Genomic DNA, 17098 nt, shown 5'->3' on the forward strand with positions numbered 1-17098 from the left:
GACGCCAGCAAGATCCCGGCCAGCCGCAAGGTCGTGTTCCCGGGCGGCACCCGCGTTGTTCCGTTCGGCACCAAGCCAAGCACGGTGGTGCCGGGCGCGCCATATTACCGAGACGGGAAGTGGTGGAGTGACAAGGTGCCGGACGATGAGCGCTATTACGTCGCTGATCTCCGCGTCGACCTGGCCGAGGCCAGCACCACTGCGGTGAAGGCCGAGGCGTTTGTCGGCGGCGTGAAGGTGCTCGAGCAGCCGGTTGTCCAGGGCTCGTTGATCCCGGTGAAGCTGGGCGGCTTCGACGAGCTGCGCGGCGCGCTCAACTTCTGCACGTTCCGGGTGACCCTGGGGAACGGCGAACAAATCGACCGCACGCTGTGGTTCAGCAAGGTCGATCTGCAGTGGGTGCTGGAGAAGGATCCGGAGGACAAACGCTACTACGTGGCCGACGTCAGCAGGGACCTGATCGACAGCAACACCACCATCACAGCGGTTTCAGCGATCCCTGTCGGCGTGACCGAGCTGGTCAAGCCGCAGATGCAGGGGCGCCTGGCAGTGGTGAAGCTGGGCGGCCTGGACACCTCGGCCGATCCGCTGAACTACTGCAAGCTGCGCTTCGACTGTGCGAACGGCGAACGCTTCTTCCGGACCATTCACTTCAAGAGGGTGGACAACTGATGATCGACGCATCGCAAATGCCGCGCGTGCCGAGCGAAGTGCTGCAGCAAGAGCAGCAGCAGGCCGCCGAGTACGTGCGCGCGCCGGTCGCCGCCGGCGCCGATTCCGGCGCCGGCCGCCCGCCAGCAACACAAGGAACCACCCGATGAGCCTGAAACTGATCACTCCGCCGGCGGCGCTGGCGGTGTCGCTCGATGCCGCCCGCACGTCGGCGCGCATCGACGGCGAGGAGACGGACATCGAGCTGCGCCAGGTCATCGAGCAGCACACCAGCGAGGCCGAGCACCTGACTGGCCGCGCCTTCGTCGAGCAGACCTACCGGCTCACGCTCGACCGCTTCGCCGGCGCGATCCTGCTCGAGAACCCGCCGATCATGGCGGTGGTGCACGTCAAGTTCTACGACACCGACGGCATCCAGCAGACGCTGGACCCGCAAGATTACATTCTGGACGCCGAGAATGAGCCGGGCTACCTGGTGCCGGCGCCGGGCCGGGCCTGGCCGGCAACGCAGGCGCGCGTGAATGCGGTTGAGGTGGTCTACACCTGCGGCTACGGCGCCGACGACGCGGCCGTGCCGCCCAGCGTCAAGGGCTACATCCTCGGCAAGGTGTCGGAGCACTTCGCGCCGGCGGGCACGCCGAAAAGCGAGTTCCTCCACTGCCTGCTCGATCGCTTGAAGGTCTACGCATGATGAACGACCGAATCACTCTGCAAAAGCCTGGCGCTGGCGCGGGCAAGCTGCGGCCAGCCGCCGCCTGGGAGGACATCGCGACGGTCTGGGCCGACGTGAAGTTCCCGAGCGGCATCGAGGTGGTGCGCGCCGGCGCCGAGGCGTCGATCGTCAAATGCTCAATCCGGATCCGCGCGCGCGCCGGTATCGACAACTCGTGCCGGGTGCTCTACAAGGGCACGGCCTATGACGTCGAATCGGCGCTGCCCGAAGACCGTGACCGGCGCTTCATGTTCCTGGTCTGCAAGGGGGTGTCGTGATCGAGTTCGACAGTTCGGCCTTTGAGGAGGCGATGACGGCGGCGCGGCAGACCATCACCGAGGCGGTTGGCGAATCTACGCTGCGCACGGTCGGTTTCGCCGGTGCCGAGATACTCTGTGACCAGGCAAAGCAAAACTCGCTCAAGTATTTCAAGACAGGCATCCTCTACGCCAACATCATCGTCAAGCGCCTGGAGGAAGAGTCGGATGGTGGCAGGCGACAGACCTACCTCGTAACGGTCCGGAACGGTCGCGCTGGCGACTGGGCGGCGTACTACTGGAAATTCGTCGAGTTTGGTCACAAATTCGTGCCGCGCAACACCAGGGTCAGCAAGAAGACCGGCCGCACGGTCGGCTGGAAGGCGCACCGAAAAGCCGCTGAGCTCGAGTACGGCACTGCCAGCGCGCCGGCTTATCCGTTCATGCGCCCGGCTTTCGAGAGCAAAAAGCAGGAGGCGGTCGACGTTATGACCCGCACCCTGGCCGAGCAGATCGCAAGGAACATCAAGTGACCCCTGAAGAGCATATCGACAGCGTGCTGCAGCACCTGGCCGGCGGCCGCGTTTTCCCCGACGTGGCGCCAGAGAAGACCGCAACGCCGTACATCACCTACCAGGCGGTGGGCGGCGCGCCGGTGAACTTCCTGAGCGGCGGCCAGCCGGACAAGCAGTCAGTGCGGATGCAAGTCAACGTTTGGTCTGCCACGCGCATCGAGGCGTCGGAGCTGGGCGCCCAGGTGGAGCAGGCGATGCGTGCCGCCACCGAACTGCAGGTGGAGGTCGCCACCGGTCGCGTGGCCACCTTCGATGAAACGACGAATTACCGCGGAACGATGCAAGATTTCTCTATCTGGGTGTAATCTACTGGATAAATAAACAGTGAATTAAGGACTTTATGGTTAGCGCAAGCAACGAGGTCTACGGCCGAGTTTACTTAGTGCAGAATTTGGTCAATGGCAAGAAATATGTAGGACTGACGACTGGATCGATTGCGGCCAGATGGAAGTCGCACTGCAAGTCAGACAACGGCTGCAGCGCTCTCGCGAATGCTATTGCTAAGCACGGCGCGAATTCGTTCTCGATATCGGAGCTGGATGTGGCGTATACCCACGCCCAGTTAAACGAAATGGAGAGGCAATATGTTTTGCTGCATCAGTCTCTAGTCCCTAATGGCTACAACATAAAAGAAGGCGGAGGTTCCGCTGGAAGGTGGTCGCCCTACTTGGCCGAAAAGATGCAAGCCGTGTTCGCGCGGCCGGAGGTAAGGGCTAAGATGCGGGCGAATATTATCTCCAGGTGGGAAGATCCTGCGGAGCGCGCAAGATTGAGTGCAGCTATAAAAGTGGGACTCGCCGATCCGGCGGTTAGAGAAAAGCGTAGCCGAATTGCGAAAGAGCGCAGTTTAGATCCTGCTGTCCAAGGGCGGGCAAGCATCTCGCAAAAGAAACGATTCTCCGATCCAGCAGAACGGCAAAGGGTAGGTGACGCAGCTCGCCTTCGGTTGCAAGATCCAGCGTACCGCAAGCGTATTAACGATGCCGCCACAGCCGTGAAGCGAACTGAAGAATTTCGAACCAGTGCCAGTGAAAAGATGAAGGCTCTGTGGCAAAACCCTGAGTATGCGGATCGAATCAGGGCATCGCGCCGCGAGGCGGCCGAGCGCCGAAAGTCCGCGCTTTCCAGGGATCCTGAAGCTTTGTCGAAATGACGTAACAACTGGGCAGTTAGCCCATTTATCCCAAGCCGCCCCGAGCAATCCGGGCGGCTTTTTCTTTGCCCGGCTTCCGGGCTTTTACCTGAAAGGCCGATATGCAATTGCCCAACAACATCGCGTTCGCCATCGCGTCCGCATTCGCTGCTGCCGTCAGCATCACTGCTATCACCAATGCGAACGAGGCCGTAGCCTCAGCGACGAACACCTTTGCCGCCGGTGAGTACGTCGAATACACCGGCGGCTGGAGCGCAGCCAATGGCCGCGTGTTCCGCCTGAAGGCAGCCAGCGGCACCACGTTCACCCTGGAAGGCCTGGACACTACCGACACCAGCCTGTTCCCGGCCGGCCAGGGCACCGGCACGGTTCGCAAGATCACGACTTGGGTGCCAGTCACCGGCGTGGTGGGCGCCGAAGTCTCCGGCGGTGACGGCAAGACCGTCGAAGTGCCGCTGCTGGACTCCAACATGCCGGTGATGCTGCCAGACGGCTTCTCCGCGACCACGGTCACCCTGACCACCGCCGACGACAAGTCGCTGCCACACCACGCTGCGCTCAAGGCTGTTTCGGACGGCGTGAAGCTGACCTGCCTGCGCGGCACGCTGCCGAACGGCGGTGTGCTGCTGTATGCCGGCTACTGCTCGTTCAACGAGTCGCCGAGCCTGGCCAAGGGCAGCGTCATGGCCGTGAAGTCGATCTTCTCGCTGCAGAACAAGGTCGTCCGCTACTAAACCGTATTGCCAGCTGGCGCCGAACGGTCGGCGCTGGCCTTCTTCGCCGCGGGGTAGCTCCTCGCGGTCTTTTTCCGTTTCACCCTTCCATTGAAAGAAAAAATCATCATGGCAAAAGCAAAACTCTCCCTGGCTGTCGTCGCCACCTTCGCTGCCACCGTCGCAATTCCGGTCCCGGGCGGCAAGACCGCCGACGTCGAATTCACCTTCAAGTGGATGAATCGCGACGACTTCAAGGAGTTCGTCGAGAACCTGGCAGGCGCTGAAGACGTCGACGCGCTGATGGACATCCTGGCCGGCTGGGACCTGGACGAAACCTTCAACAAGGACCAGGTCGAAAAGCTGGTGCAGCGCTACATGGGCGCCGCGCGCGCGATTCTCGACAAGTACATCGCCGAGATCACCGGCGCCCGCGCAAAAAACTAAAGGCCGTCGCCTCGGCCTTATATGCGCCGGAGCCCTCCGAAGCCGAACTGGCGGTGGCGGGCCTGACGCTGGAGGACTTGGCGGCGGATCCCGTTGAAATCTGGCCTGAGAACCTTCAGGCCTACGAACTGTTCTGCGCGATGGACACGCAGTGGCGGATCGGCATGGCCGGGCCTACGGGCTTGGACTATGCCGCGCTGCCGATGGCGCTGCGCATGATCGGCGCTGCGCGCTCGGACTGGCAGCAGCTGATGGCCGACATCCGCGTGATGGAGAGCGCCGCGCTGCAGGCAATGCGCAGCAAGGATTGAAGTGCCGCCGCCGGGCGGTTTTTTTATGGGCGGCGAATGAGCACTACCATCAACGAAGCGCAAATCAAGGTCGGCATCGACGCCGCAGGCGTTGAAGAGGGCGGCCGTAAGATGGACGCGGTTGCCGCGCGCACCGGAAAGAGTCTCGAAAATCTCGGTGCGACGGCCCAGAAGACCGGCAAATCGCTCGACAACCTGGGCGGCTCGGCCGGCTTGCGCACGGTCGGCGATGGCGCTGGCGCGGCAGCTGGCAAAGTCGACAGTGCCACCAAGAGCATGGCCGAATCGATCCAGCGCGCCACCGCGTCGATGAATGCTGGCGCGAAGGGCAGTGCTGCCTACTACGAGGCCCTGGCCAACTCGCGCGGGCTGAACGTCGCCGCGCTGCGTCCGTACCTCGACCAGCTGGACGCGGTCACCAAGAAAACGGCGCAGGCCGCCGCCGCCCAGCGGCAGCTCGACGCCGGCAATAACTTCCTCGCCGGGCTGCGCGCCCAGGCGGAGGGCATCGGCAAAACCGCTTCGCAGCTGGCTGCTCTGCGCGCGGAGCAGTTGGGTGTCGCGGATGACGCGCGCCCGTTGATCGAGCAGCTGCAGGCCGCCGAAGAGGCCGCCGGGAACGCTGGAAACTCGATCAGCGGCTTCGCTGCCGCGCTGGCCGCTGCCGGTGCCAGCGCCGGGATTGCGAGCGTGGTGCAGCTTTCCGACGCGTACAGCGGGTACATCGCGCAGCTCAAGCTTGCGAGTAGCGGGCAGAGCGAATTCGTGAAGGCCCAGGCGCTGGTGCAGCAGATCGCTGCGTCGGCGCAATCGGACCTTTCCAGCACGGCGTCGCTCTATGCCAGCATCACGAAGAGCACCAGGGATCTTGGGATCGCGCAATCGCAAGTTGCCAGCATCACTGAGGTGGTGAGCCTGGGCCTGAAGGTTTCCGGGGCAAGCGCTGAGGCGAGCGGGTCTGCGATCTACCAGTTGGGCCAGGCGTTCAACATGGGCGCATTGCGGGGCGAAGAGTTCAATGCCGTCAACGATGCCTCACCACGCTTGATGGAGGCGCTGGCTGACGGGATTGGCGTGCCGGTTGGTGCGCTGCGCGCTATGGCCGAGCAGGGCGCGCTGACGACCGAGGTGCTTGCGAACGGATTACCACGAGCGCTGGAGAAGCTCCGCGAAGAGGCGAAATCGGTTGAGACCGTCGGCGGAGCGCTCACGGTCCTCAAGGACAAAACGATGCTGCTCGTCGGCGCGAACGCGCAGTCGAGCGGTGTAGTCGCCGTGCTGTCGGGCGCCATTGAGCTGCTGAGCAAGAACCTCGTGCTCGCCGGCGGCGCGATGGCTACCGTTGCCGCTGTCAAGCTCGGGGCGTCCCTCGCATCGGCGGCCGCGGGCGCCTACGCCAGCGTGGTCGCAAACAACGCCAGGCTGGCATCGAATCTTGCGGCGGCCCGGTCGGACGTCGCTGCCACTGCAAGTGCCGCCGCGCTGGCCAGCGCGCGCGTGGCCGAGCTGCGGGCTGCTGTACTCGCAGCCGAAGGCAATGTGGCGCTGGCGATCACGACCAACGCTCTGATCCCTGCCCAGGCGAAAGCCGCCACTGCGGCCTCAGCGCATGCGGCTGCGCTGTCCGCACAGACGGCCGCTGCGGGCGCGGCATCGGTAGCGGGCCGCGCGCTTAGTGGCGTTATGACGTTGGCCGGCGGGCCGGTAGGCGCCATCATTGGCCTGCTGGGCGTTGCTGCCACGATCTGGGGTGTGTGGGCAAGCAAGGCGAAGGAGGCAAACGACAAGGTTGCCCAGTCGACTGAAGAGTCGACCGCCGAAATGATCACGCGTCTGGACGAGCAGATCGCCAAGCTGCGCGAGCGGAACGCACTCGCGGCAACCGAGCCGCGCATCAAGGATTTGGGCGGCATCAGCGAAGTCGACAAGGACGGGCTGGCGCGCGCCAAGGCCGCACTCGACGCGAACAAGGCCGCCCAGGCTGCCGCTGCGGAGGGTTCGCGCGAGCGAATGATGCTGCAGCTGGAAGAGGTGGAGCTGGGCGGCAAGTATGAAGCCGCGCTGAACCGGGTGAAGACGCTGCAGGGCGAGGTGGCCACGGCTGCCGCACGCACGCGCGGTGAGCGACTCGACGACTGGTATGCGAAGAACGGTTCGGCGGCCCAGCGCCTGGCGGCCGAGCTTGCGGAACTGAAGAAGCAGTTCGGCACCATCCCACCTGAGATGGAAAAGCTGGTGCGCGCCAAGTATGCAGATCCGGCTGCAAAGAAGGCGATCACCGACCAGGCCAAGGCGGCGAAGGAATACGCCGATCTGATCGATCGAATCAGTGGCAAGAGCGTCGGCCTCGACGCCGACTTCTACGACAACCTTTCGAAACTGTATGCGGGCTACACGGCTGGCAAGCAGTCGTTGGAAGAATACGTTGCGACAGTCGAGGACTACACCCTGCAGCAACAGTTCGCCAAGCAGGCCGACGAAGACCGAAAGAAGGCGATCGAGGAGTATCAAAAGCTGCTCGACCCTGCCGAAAAGGGTTCCAGCAAAGCGCTGGGCGAAGCTCGTGCTCAGCGAGACGAGAACGAGCAGATCGGACTTGGCGCGAAGGCGCTGGCCGAACTGAATGCGACGCGCCTGGAAAGCCTGGCGCTGCGCGCCGAAGAGAAAGTATGGATTGCCGAAGGGCTGGACATCACCGGCACGATGGCGGAGGAATACCGCAAGGAAGCGGCGGCGCTGCGCGAGCGTGCGGCCGCAGTTCGCGAGGGTGCGGCGAAGCAGGTCACCTTCGATGCAGCGAAGAAGGCTGGCGAGGATCTCGAAAAGTTCTTGGACCCAACCAAGGCGCAGACCTTCGGCGAGGCGCTGAAAGGCGCGTTCGGCGCCGCCGGCGACTCGATGACGCAGTTGGTCACCTCGCTGGATGCATACGGCATCCGCCAAGCCGAAATTGACAAAGCGCGCAAGGACGCATCGCTCAAGTATGCGACCGACGCCAAGGGCTACGCTGAAGCGTCTGCGGCCATTACCGCGAAAGAGGTCAAGAGCCGACTGAGCGGGTACGGCGACATGGCCGCGGCGGCAAAAGGCTTCTTCTCGGAAGGCAGCAAGGGATACAACGTTCTGTCCGGCGTGGAGAAGGCATATCGTGCAGCCGAGCTGGCCATGGCTGTGCAGGCCATGACGAAGAAAATCTTCTTCAAGCAGGCGGAGGTGACGGCCAACACCGCGCTCAATGCGACCAAGATCACCGGCGAGGCAGCAGCAACTGCTGCGTCCACAGGCCTGGCTGCAACTGAGGCCAGCGCGTGGGGTGTGACCGCTGTCGTGAAGGCGATCGCGTCGCTACCGTTCCCGTTGAACTTGGCGGCCGGCGCGGCAACGCTCGCTGCTGTTGTGGCTGTCGGCGCCAAGATGTTCGGCGGCGTGGGTGGTAGCGGTGTGGGCCTGAGCGAGACGCGGCAGAAGGAGCAGGGTACCGGCACGGTTCTCGGCTCGGACGCCAAATCTGAGTCAATCGCGCGCGCCCTTGACGCGATCGAGGGCGCAACGCTGCAGGGGCTGAAGCTCAGCAACGGCATGCTGACCTCGCTGCGCAACATCGAGGCCGGCATTGGGCAGTTCGCTTCTCTGCTGGTGCGCACCACTGGCGTGACCGGCGATTTCGGTTCTGACGCGGCCGGGCGCGGCAGCGCGGATGCGTTCGGCCGCTCGACGATGGGCGTGCTGGCGACTGGTGGAATTATCGGCCTGGCGTTGGACAAGCTGACCGGCGGCTGGGTGGGCAAGATCACTGGTTCGGTGCTGAACAAGGTGTTCGGCGGCAAGACCACGGTCGAGGACACCGGCTTCACGCTCGGCAAAACCGACTTCGCGGGTATCGCCGCTGGCGGCCTGAATGCGCTGCAGTACGCCGACATCAAGAAGGATGGCGGCTGGTTCAGCAGCGACAAGTACAGCACGAAGACCGAAGGCCTGGGCGAGGAGGGTAACCGCCAAATCTCCAGCGTCCTGATGTCGCTGTACGACACCGTGTTCGAAGCCGGCCAGATGATCGGCATCGGCGCCGACGGCTTCGCCGCGCAGCTGAATGGCTTCGTGGTGGACATCGGCAAGGTCAGCCTGAAAGGGCTGTCCGACGACGAGATCCAGAAGGAGCTGGAGGCGGTGTTCTCCAAGGTCGGCGACGACCTGGCCAAGTTCGGTGTAGGCGGCCTGGAGCAGTTCCAGAAGGTGGGCGAGGGCTACCTCGAGACCCTGACCCGGGTGGCCACCAACTACCAGGCGGTGACCGTCGTCACGGACTCGCTGGGGATGGCGTTCGGCTCGCTGGGCCTGGCCTCTGTCGGCGCGCGCGAGCGGCTGATCGACCTGGTCGGCGGCCTGGACGAATTTACCTCTGGCGCCGACCAGTTCCTGGCCGACTTCTATACCGACCAGGAACGCGCCAACTCGCTGCGTGCGCGCATCACGCCAACGCTGGAGCAGTTCGGGATCAAGACCGGCGCCGAAGACTCGCTGCAGCAGTTCCGCAGCGTGGTCACCGGCCTGGATCTGACCACCGAGGCCGGCGCGCGTGCATACGCGACGCTGATCCAGATCGCGCCGGCATTCAAGCAAATCGCCGACGTCGACGCCAAGATCTTCGAGGAGCGGACTGACCTGCAGAAGGAACTCGACCAGCTCACGCTGACCGAGACCCAGCTGCTGGCGCAGCAGCGCGCGGCGCTGGACGAGAGCAACCGCTCCCTGTTCGACCAGATCCAGGCCATCAAGGCCCAGAAGACGGCGGCGGAACAGGCGGCAGAGGCGATCCAGAAGGCGAGGGATTCGGCGTCGTCGCTGCTGGGCGGGGTCGATGGCGCATTCTCGGTGCTGCAGAAGGTGGTGGGGCGCCAGAAGGAGGCACTGCAGGACGACATCCAAGCACGTACCGAGGCAGTCAACAAGCTGAAAAGCCTGACCGAGGCCGCGCGCAACTCGCTCAACGGGATGCGCACGCCGGAGCAGCAGCAGGCGAGCCAGGCGCAGGCGCGCGCGGACATCGGTGCAGCACTGGCCATTGCCCGCGCCGGCGGCGGCCTGGGCGACACCGAGGCGCTGCAGAAGGCGATCTCGGCGCTGGGCAACGGTCCGTCGATGGATGCGTACGCCACCTACCAGGACTACCAACGGGACCTCTTCGGCACCCAGGGAGATCTGGCGGAGCTGACTAAGCTGACTGACGGCGCCCTGACGATCGAAGAGCGGGCGCTGAAAGCGGCGCAGGACCAGGCGAAGCAGCTGGACGAAATGCTCAAGCGCGAGCAGGAGCAGATCGACGTCCTGAAAGGCCTCAGCACGATCGGGCTGTCGATCGAGCAGGCGATCAAGGCGCTCCAGGGTGCCATGGCGGCTGCACGGCAGAACCCGGTTGTCTCGGCCAGCGCGGCGATCAACAACGCCTACCAGCAGCACCTGGGCCGGGCGCCCGATGCTGCCGGCTTCGAGTGGTATCAGAACGCCGCCGCCGGTGGCGCGCCGATCTCGCAGCTCGTGGACAGCATCGCCAACTCGGCAGAGGCCGACCTCAAGAAGCTCTACCAGAGCGCCCTGGGGCGCGCGCCAGACGCTGAAGGACTGGCGTACTGGATGAATGCCTTCGGCCCGACGATGGACGCTGCCGAGAAGGCGGAGTTCCTCAAAGGTGCGAAACCGGAGTTCGACGCCATCGCGGCTGGGAAGCAAGACGAGTTCCTGAAGCTGCGCGGCTTCGCCGTCGGCACCAACAAGGTGCCGTACGACATGCCAGCGCTCATCCACAAGGACGAGCGGATCATCCCTGCGGCCGACAACCGCGAGCTGATGCGCCGCCTGGCCAACCCTGCTGGCAACGCCGATGCGCTGGCAGCAGAGGTGGCAAGGCTGTCGGCAGTGATGGAAGCGCAGCAGCGCGAAAACGTTGAACTGCGCGAAGCACTGCGCGATGGCCTGCTGGCGATCGCAACGCACACCAGCAACACCGCTAGCCACCTGGATGACGTGGTGAACGGCCGCAAGCCGGTGGTCACCGAGGCTGCAGCAACCACTTAAGGATCCAGATGGACATCATCGAACCCGTTGCACTGGGCGATGTAACGTGCACGCGCGCCGCCCCGGCGCCGTACTTCGACCGTAGCGGCGTGCAGCAGATGGCACCGCCCAACACCTTGCGCGTCACGTACGACCCAGCCGACCTGAGCAGGGCGCCTTATGCGCTGCTCGACGCCGGCGAGGTAATCAGTGCCGGGGCCGGCCTGGTGTATTCGAATGTGCCGATCGTCGAGCAGGTCTACAGCGCGACGGCGACGTACGCGAAAGACGTCCTGGTCTACGACCCGGTCAGCCACAACGTGTTCCAGTCGCTGATCGCAAGTAACCTCGGCAAGGCCCTGAGCGACACCACAGCCTGGACGCCGCGCGGCGCAGTCAACCGCTGGGCGATGCTGGACCAGTACAACAACACCCAGACCTCTAACCCGGAGGAAATCATCATCGTGGTGTCGCCGCAGGTGATCAGCCAGGGCTTTTACATCGGCAATGTCGATGCTGCCGAGGTGAGGGTGTCGGTGGTCGACCGCACTCGCGGCCTGGTCTATCGCGAGGAGCAGTCGTTGAAGGTGTCGACCTCGGGGTCGAGCTTCTTCAACTGGTGCTTCAAGCGGATCCGGCGCAAGACTTGGGCGGTGAGCCTGAAGCTGCCGCCTTTTGCCAACGCGCTGGTCACCATCGCCATCCGGAAGCCCGGCGGCGTGCCGAAGTGCGGCATGTGTGCAGTCGGCCCGACCGCCGATCTGGGCAAAACGCTGATGACGCTGGGCGCCGAGATCAAGGATTTCTCCGATACCTCGTTCAACTTCGACGGCACCAGCACTACCCAACGGCGTAACTGGGCAAAGCGCATCACCGCCGACGTGGTGGTCGACGCGTCGCAGGTGGACGCAGTGTACGAGCTGATGGCGGACTATCGGCAAAAGCCGATCGTCTGGGTCGGCTCGATCAATTACGGCCTGGCGATCGCCTACGGGCGCTACTCGAGCATGAAGCCGGTGGTGAAGGGCAAAAACCGTTGGGACATGTCCCTGCAAATTGAAGGAACCGTATGACGATTACCGTATTGCTCGACCCAACCCAGATGCCGGACCAGTCGCAGGACCAGCTGGACTTCGACAACAAGATGTCGGGACTCATGCGCGACCTGCCAACGTTCGGCGCGCAGATCAATGCTATTGAGCAGGCTTTGAGTGCGATGGCTGCCGGCGGTGCCTACGCGCTGCCCTATGTCTTCGACACCGCGACCGCTGATGCAGACCCTGGCGCCGGCAAGCTGCGCCTGTCGAGCGCGACACAGAACGCGGCTACGGTCATGCGCTTGGACCTCATCGCCGGCGGTCAGGACTACACCACGCTGCTCGACACGATGGATTCGTCGACCAGCGTGATCAAAGGATCAATCCGATTGGTGAAGCAGGGCGACCTGAGCAAGTGGATGACTTTCGACCTCACCGCGCGCGCCACACCTTCCGGCTATCGCAACCTGTCGGTCGTGTGCACGGACAGCAGTTCGGCCAGCCCGTTCGTAAAAGACGACCCACTGCTGCTGTTCTTCCAGCGCAGTGGTGATAAAGGTGAAATCGGCGCCAGCGGCATGGTCCCTCTTGCGTCCGTTACTATTTCCTCGCCAGTTGCAAGCATCGACTACCTGAATGTTTTTAGCCCTCTATACGATAAATACACGATTGAAATACAGGGCCTTACGAAAACGGGTTCGATAAACAGTCACTCGCTTCTGCAGTTGGCTTTCGGCGGGGTCGTCAATAGCAGCAGCTATAGCTGCACAAGCGTTCCGACGGGATCCAGCTCTACAGCCGGGCTCATTATTGGCTCCGAGGTCCAACTCACGACCACGGCTGAAATTCGCAATGTGAACGGCACATACAAAACAATGGTGGCCGACGGTTTCCCTGCGGGATTTAGAATTTTCGGTGCGTATATCAGCGTCGCGGCTCCGGCAAGCGGATTTCGAATCATTCCGGATTCAGGGAATTTTACCGCTGGCATCATTCGCGTATTCGGGCATAGGAACAACTCATGAAAATCCAAGTTATGGTAGACGGCGTGACCCGCGACGCCACCCCCGAAGAGCTGAACGAGATCGAGGCGCGGGCGAACGAGCCGGCGCCGACGGCGCCGCGCCACATGACGGTTCTGGCCTTCCGCAACCGCTTCACCAAGTCGGAGAAGGTGCGCATCGAGCTGGCGGCGATCGACGACCCCGCCGCCGACCAGGCGCTGCGTGAGCGCGCGGCTACCGTGCGCATCGGCCAGGCCGACCTGGCTGCCGCCACCTACGTCGACGTCGACCGCGCGGACACGCGCGAGGACGTGCTGGCGTTCGAGGCGATGGGGCTTCTCGACGGCGCCGGCCGCGCGCTGACCATCCTCGACGACCCAATCCAGGCGCACGAGCGCTACAACGGCTGAAAGGACTTTCGATGAAAGCAGCGTTCTACAAGGGCACGCGCCCGGGACTGGCCGGAATCTACAGCCGCGTGGTGCGGTGGTGGACAAAATCCGACTACTCGCACGTTGAGCTGGTGCTGACCACCGGCCGCGCCTGGTCATCGTCATTCGAAGACGGCGGCGTGCGCTCCAAGCTGATCGACTTCGACCCGGCGCGCTGGGATCTGGTCGACCTGCCGCCGGTGCTCGAGCAGGCGGCCGTCGCTTGGTTCGAGGCGCACCGCGGCGCCGGCTACGACCTGGTCGGCAACCTGCAGTTCGTGCTGTCACCGATCCCGCACAGCCGGCGCCGCTGGTTCTGCTCGGAAGCCGTTGCCGCGGCGCTCGGCATTCCTGACCCCTGGCGATACTCGCCTGGCACGCTGGCCAGCGCACTGACCATCCTGAAACCCGCTTCGGCGGGTTTTTCTTTTACTGCAGCACCCACCCCATGAAAGTATCCCCAATGAGTGAACCAATTTCCGGCGCCGCCGCCGGCGCGTTCGGCTGGAAGATGCTGGGCGGCCTGGCCGGCATCGGCGCGATCGGCGCCGGCCTGGCGTCGGTAGTCGTCATGTGCGCGATGACGCCGCGCAGCGCGAAGGAGTGGGCCGTGGGCCTGATCTCGACTGTGGTGTTCTCGATCGGCGGTGGCGCGGCCGTGATCCAGCACTTCGACCTGCAGGCCTGGGCGCATTCTCCGATCGGCCTGGTGGCCATGCTCGGCCTCGTGTTCACCTGCGGGCTGCCGGGCTGGGCGATCGTGCGCTGGCTGTTCAACTTCATCGAGGCGCGGCGCAATGCCACGCTCGCCGACGTGGTCCGCGAAGTGCGAGGCCAGCGATGATTGTCACGGCCTCGATCATCCGCCACGTGGCGCCGCAGTGCGGTGCCAATGCGGCCGCCGTCGCCGCCGCGCTGCAGCCGGCGCTCGACCGCTTCGGCATCACCACGCGCCGGCGCCTGGCGCACTTCCTCGCCCAGGTGGCGCACGAGAGCGGTGGCTTCGTGCGCAAGCGCGAGAATCTGAATTACACGCCGGCGGCGATCCTGTCGACGTTCAACACGCGGACGATCCAGCGCTTCACGCCGGCGCAGGCCGAGCAGCTCGGCCGCACCAGCGCGCACGCGGCCGACCAGCAAGCCATCGCCAACATCGCCTACGCGAACCGCATGGGCAACCGAGGCCCGGAGAGCGGCGACGGCTGGCGCACGCGCGGCGCCGGCTGGATCCAGCTGACCGGCACCACGAACCACCACGCCTGCGCCGACTTCTTCGGCATCCCGCGCGACACCGTCGGGGCCTGGCTGGCCACCGATGCCGGCGCCGCGCTGTCGGCCGGCTGGTTCTGGCAGCTGAACAACCTGAACCGCTTCGCCGACGTCGACGACATCGATGGCGTGTCGGACTGCGTGAACATGGGGCGCAAGACGGAGCGGATCGGCGACGCCATCGGCTACCAGGAGCGCCGCTTTCTGACCATCGAAGCCCTGAAGGTGATCCCGTGATCCCGGCCGAATTCCGCGCCGCTGCTGGCGCGATTGCGATCGTTGGCCTGGTGGCGATCGCTGCCGCCGGCGGCTGGATTGCCAGCGCCTGGAAGCACGACGCCGAGATCGCCGAACTGCGCCGCGCGCACACCGAATACCGCGCCACCTTGACCGAGGCGGCGCTCGCCGACGTCCAGGCCGACGCTGCGACGATCCGCCAGGCGGCGACCGAGTTCGCCGACATCCAATCCACCCTGGCGCCGAAGATGACGGCGCTCACCAAGGAGCTGCGCAATGCGAAACCTCTGCCTGCTGGTTGCCGTCCTGACGCTGACCGCGTGCGCAACCTCGACGCCGCAATCGACGCCGCCAACCAAAGCATCCCTCGATAGCGCGCTGGCGGCGCCGTGCCCGCCGGTAGAACGCCCGGCTTTCGCCGAGTTCGACGCCTGGCAGGAGTGGGCGATCGGGCTGCTGCGCCAGTACGCGGAGTGCGCGGCGCGCCACGCGAAGACCGTTCAGGCTTGGCCGAAGTAGTTGGATGGCCCTGTGCTTAGTCGGTGCCTCGACCGCTCCGGCGCGCCCAATCCAGGGCTTCGTCGCTGTTGCGCCAATATGCGATCGACGGTGCTTGGGTGTATGCCGTATTCGGTTAACACGGTTGCAATGCTGTCGCGATCGTCGTCGTAACGTAGAAAGTCGAGTACGGTATCGACGAAAAGCGCCGCGAGATGGTTTGAGCGTCTGTCCATTGCATCAATCTCCTATGCCGATGGACGGCTGGCCTTGATGTGGATCAAACTACAAGTCGTTTATCTACAGTAGGTAGGTTAGTTTGTGGAAGTAAAACGTCAAGTTCGTTTTTTATCGGCTTCGAATGAAAGTACAAGCGGACGGCGCGCGTGCGGCTGAGTAAGCAAACGCTTTGCATCTTCCAAGGGGACGCCAAGGTCGTAGAGCATGCGCGACGAGTGGCTTAAGCCACGCTCCAAATTCCTGACCAGAATCCAGTTGATACGCAACGCTTTAGTTATGTTGGTCCGTCGATTCATTTGGAGACGATACCACGGCTTCTGAACCTCGCCTCGGGCCACTACTAATTAGCACCCGTTGAATCACAGCTGGCGCGACACCTTCGTTCTGCAGCACGCGTATGCTCGCGGAAAGACCAAAAGCGGTTCGCACGTTTACGGCCAAGTCGACGTAGGTCGCCGTGATGAGGTCAGATCGTTTGTCCATTCCGCAATGTTGGCACGGCAACCGAAGCGCAGTTTGAGCTAGATCAAATGGCAATGCTGCTATACTGTATAAACATACAGTATTTCGGAGCAGCAATTATGGCCAGCTCAGCCGCAGCCCTCAACCCTGAAGAAGTCCACCCAGCGCTCTGGCGCGCGTCGCAGCTGGCGCGCAATCACGCGCGCTGCATCGGAACTGGCCATGCCACGCTCGACCTGCAGCTACCTGGCGGCGGCTGGCCGGTGGGTTCGCTGACCGACCTGCACGTGCAGCAGGCAGGCATCGGGGAGGTCCGGTTGCTGGCGCCGGCGCTGGCGGCCGTGGCCGACCGCAAGGTGGTGATGCTGCAGCCGCCGCACGCGCCTCAGGCGCTGGCGCTGGCCGCGATGGGCATCCCGCCCGAGTCCACGCTCTGGCTGCGCGCCGACCGAACCGCCGATGCACTGTGGGCGGCCGAGCAGGTGCTGCGCAGCGGCAGCTGCGGCGCGCTGCTGTTCTGGCAAACCCATGTGCGCGCCGAAAGCCTACGCCGGCTGACGCTGGCGGCCCAGGCCGGCGAGACGCTGTTCTTCGTGCTGCGTCCGATGGCTTCCGCGCAGGATCCGTCGCCGGCGCCGCTACGCTTGGCGCTGCGCCCACGCGCCGGCGGCATCGAAGTCGATTTCGTGAAGCGGCGCGGGCCGCTGCGCGCCGAGCCGCTGTTCTTGCCGATGTCTGTTCCGGGTGTGACACGCATTCAGCCTCAGCGCGATACCGCCCCAGCCTATCCAGCGATGGCTCCGACAGCGACTTTTGCTCCCGAAAAGTCCATGCACTGATCGACGTCTTCGGCTGAATTTTGGCGGTAAAATCGTTTCCGCAACCAGTCCGCCAAATTCAATGATGCGGGGCAAAATGTCGCCACAAATGGAAGGGGTAGCGGAAACGAACCGCAGCCATGTGCATGATTTTTAAGTACATTGGCTGGAGTCTTGAAAACTGCCGACGGGTGAAACCGTTCGTGAGTTC

The 17098-nt window shown here is 64.0% G+C and carries 19 protein-coding genes; all 19 read left to right on the plus strand.

The features are described from left to right. Positions 1–672: hypothetical protein (locus QPK27_RS24490; RefSeq protein WP_290420775.1), on the plus strand; the 672-nt coding region annotated here is incomplete at its 5' end. After that, complete coding sequence (locus QPK27_RS24495) at positions 672–821, plus strand: hypothetical protein (RefSeq protein ID WP_290420776.1); 150 nt, start codon at positions 672–674, stop codon at positions 819–821. The genes QPK27_RS24490 and QPK27_RS24495, both read left to right, overlap by 1 nt. Next, positions 818–1363: a hypothetical protein gene (locus QPK27_RS24500; protein ID WP_290420777.1), complete on the plus strand. Its 546-nt coding sequence runs from the start codon at positions 818–820 to the stop codon at positions 1361–1363. The genes QPK27_RS24495 and QPK27_RS24500 overlap by 4 nt, the downstream gene beginning before the upstream one ends. Then, complete coding sequence (locus tag QPK27_RS24505) at positions 1360–1662, plus strand: phage head closure protein (RefSeq protein WP_290420778.1); 303 nt, start codon at positions 1360–1362, stop codon at positions 1660–1662. The genes QPK27_RS24500 and QPK27_RS24505 overlap by 4 nt, the downstream gene beginning before the upstream one ends. Then, the gene (locus QPK27_RS24510; RefSeq protein WP_290420779.1) at positions 1659–2174 is read left to right on the plus strand and encodes an HK97 gp10 family phage protein; all 516 of its coding nucleotides are present in this window, start codon (positions 1659–1661) and stop codon (positions 2172–2174) included. The genes QPK27_RS24505 and QPK27_RS24510 overlap by 4 nt, the downstream gene beginning before the upstream one ends. After that, the gene (locus tag QPK27_RS24515; RefSeq protein ID WP_290420780.1) at positions 2171–2521 is read left to right on the plus strand and encodes a DUF3168 domain-containing protein; all 351 of its coding nucleotides are present in this window, start codon (positions 2171–2173) and stop codon (positions 2519–2521) included. The genes QPK27_RS24510 and QPK27_RS24515 overlap by 4 nt, the downstream gene beginning before the upstream one ends. A 35-nt stretch (positions 2522–2556) precedes the next feature. Next, positions 2557–3369, plus strand: coding sequence for a GIY-YIG nuclease family protein (locus QPK27_RS24520; RefSeq protein WP_290420781.1), 813 nt, complete (start codon positions 2557–2559; stop codon positions 3367–3369). A 101-nt stretch (positions 3370–3470) separates the two neighbouring features. Continuing rightward, positions 3471–4103: a phage tail tube protein gene (locus tag QPK27_RS24525; RefSeq protein WP_290420782.1), complete on the plus strand. Its 633-nt coding sequence runs from the start codon at positions 3471–3473 to the stop codon at positions 4101–4103. A gap of 108 nt (positions 4104–4211) precedes the next feature. Continuing rightward, positions 4212–4529, plus strand: a complete 318-nt coding sequence (locus QPK27_RS24530) for a phage tail assembly chaperone (protein ID WP_290420783.1) — start codon at positions 4212–4214, stop codon at positions 4527–4529. A gap of 53 nt (positions 4530–4582) precedes the next feature. Beyond that, positions 4583–4840, plus strand: coding sequence for a DUF1799 domain-containing protein (locus tag QPK27_RS24535; protein ID WP_290420784.1), 258 nt, complete (start codon positions 4583–4585; stop codon positions 4838–4840). Positions 4841–4876: 36 nt separating this feature from the next. Next, positions 4877–10912: a tape measure protein gene (locus QPK27_RS24540; protein WP_290420785.1), complete on the plus strand. Its 6036-nt coding sequence runs from the start codon at positions 4877–4879 to the stop codon at positions 10910–10912. Positions 10913–10920: 8 nt separating this feature from the next. Next, positions 10921–11964 carry a hypothetical protein gene (locus QPK27_RS24545; protein ID WP_290420786.1) on the plus strand — a complete coding sequence of 348 codons (1044 nt, stop codon included), beginning with the start codon at positions 10921–10923 and terminating at the stop codon, positions 11962–11964. Next, entirely contained in the window at positions 11961–12953 is a 993-nt protein-coding gene (locus QPK27_RS24550; RefSeq protein ID WP_290420787.1) for a hypothetical protein, read from the plus strand. Before QPK27_RS24545 ends, QPK27_RS24550 begins: the two co-directional genes overlap by 4 nt. Beyond that, entirely contained in the window at positions 12950–13342 is a 393-nt protein-coding gene (locus QPK27_RS24555) for a hypothetical protein (RefSeq protein ID WP_290420788.1), read from the plus strand. Before QPK27_RS24550 ends, QPK27_RS24555 begins: the two co-directional genes overlap by 4 nt. A gap of 11 nt (positions 13343–13353) precedes the next feature. Further along, positions 13354–13815, plus strand: a complete 462-nt coding sequence (locus QPK27_RS24560) for a hypothetical protein (RefSeq protein ID WP_290420789.1) — start codon at positions 13354–13356, stop codon at positions 13813–13815. Between the two features lie 11 nt (positions 13816–13826). Next, positions 13827–14207, plus strand: coding sequence for a hypothetical protein (locus QPK27_RS24565; protein WP_290420790.1), 381 nt, complete (start codon positions 13827–13829; stop codon positions 14205–14207). Beyond that, the gene (locus QPK27_RS24570) at positions 14204–14869 is read left to right on the plus strand and encodes a glycoside hydrolase family 19 protein (protein WP_290420791.1); all 666 of its coding nucleotides are present in this window, start codon (positions 14204–14206) and stop codon (positions 14867–14869) included. The genes QPK27_RS24565 and QPK27_RS24570 overlap by 4 nt, the downstream gene beginning before the upstream one ends. After that, positions 14866–15243, plus strand: a complete 378-nt coding sequence (locus QPK27_RS24575) for a hypothetical protein (RefSeq protein WP_290420792.1) — start codon at positions 14866–14868, stop codon at positions 15241–15243. The genes QPK27_RS24570 and QPK27_RS24575 overlap by 4 nt, the downstream gene beginning before the upstream one ends. A 945-nt stretch (positions 15244–16188) precedes the next feature. Further along, positions 16189–16908, plus strand: a complete 720-nt coding sequence (gene imuA, locus QPK27_RS24580; RefSeq protein WP_290420793.1) for a translesion DNA synthesis-associated protein ImuA — start codon at positions 16189–16191, stop codon at positions 16906–16908. Positions 16909–17098 lie beyond the last annotated feature (190 nt).

It is taken from the genome of Massilia sp. YIM B02443, assembly GCF_030411955.1.
Taxonomy (GTDB): Bacteria; Pseudomonadota; Gammaproteobacteria; order Burkholderiales; family Burkholderiaceae_D; genus Telluria.

What these genes read in the sequence shown, in the direction of transcription:
- QPK27_RS24495 (WP_290420776.1), top strand. Translation starts at nt 672, where the DNA reads ATGATCGACGCATCGCAAATGCCGCGCGTGCCGAGCGAAGTGCTGCAG.
- QPK27_RS24500 (WP_290420777.1), top strand. Translation starts at nt 818, where the DNA reads ATGAGCCTGAAACTGATCACTCCGCCGGCGGCGCTGGCGGTGTCGCTC.
- QPK27_RS24505 (WP_290420778.1), top strand. Translation starts at nt 1,360, where the DNA reads ATGATGAACGACCGAATCACTCTGCAAAAGCCTGGCGCTGGCGCGGGC.
- QPK27_RS24520 (WP_290420781.1), top strand. Translation starts at nt 2,557, where the DNA reads ATGGTTAGCGCAAGCAACGAGGTCTACGGCCGAGTTTACTTAGTGCAG.
- QPK27_RS24525 (WP_290420782.1), top strand. Translation starts at nt 3,471, where the DNA reads ATGCAATTGCCCAACAACATCGCGTTCGCCATCGCGTCCGCATTCGCT.
- QPK27_RS24530 (WP_290420783.1), top strand. Translation starts at nt 4,212, where the DNA reads ATGGCAAAAGCAAAACTCTCCCTGGCTGTCGTCGCCACCTTCGCTGCC.
- QPK27_RS24540 (WP_290420785.1), top strand. Translation starts at nt 4,877, where the DNA reads ATGAGCACTACCATCAACGAAGCGCAAATCAAGGTCGGCATCGACGCC.
- QPK27_RS24545 (WP_290420786.1), top strand. Translation starts at nt 10,921, where the DNA reads ATGGACATCATCGAACCCGTTGCACTGGGCGATGTAACGTGCACGCGC.
- QPK27_RS24550 (WP_290420787.1), top strand. Translation starts at nt 11,961, where the DNA reads ATGACGATTACCGTATTGCTCGACCCAACCCAGATGCCGGACCAGTCG.
- QPK27_RS24555 (WP_290420788.1), top strand. Translation starts at nt 12,950, where the DNA reads ATGAAAATCCAAGTTATGGTAGACGGCGTGACCCGCGACGCCACCCCC.
- QPK27_RS24560 (WP_290420789.1), top strand. Translation starts at nt 13,354, where the DNA reads ATGAAAGCAGCGTTCTACAAGGGCACGCGCCCGGGACTGGCCGGAATC.
- QPK27_RS24565 (WP_290420790.1), top strand. Translation starts at nt 13,827, where the DNA reads ATGAGTGAACCAATTTCCGGCGCCGCCGCCGGCGCGTTCGGCTGGAAG.
- QPK27_RS24570 (WP_290420791.1), top strand. Translation starts at nt 14,204, where the DNA reads ATGATTGTCACGGCCTCGATCATCCGCCACGTGGCGCCGCAGTGCGGT.
- imuA (WP_290420793.1), top strand. Translation starts at nt 16,189, where the DNA reads ATGGCCAGCTCAGCCGCAGCCCTCAACCCTGAAGAAGTCCACCCAGCG.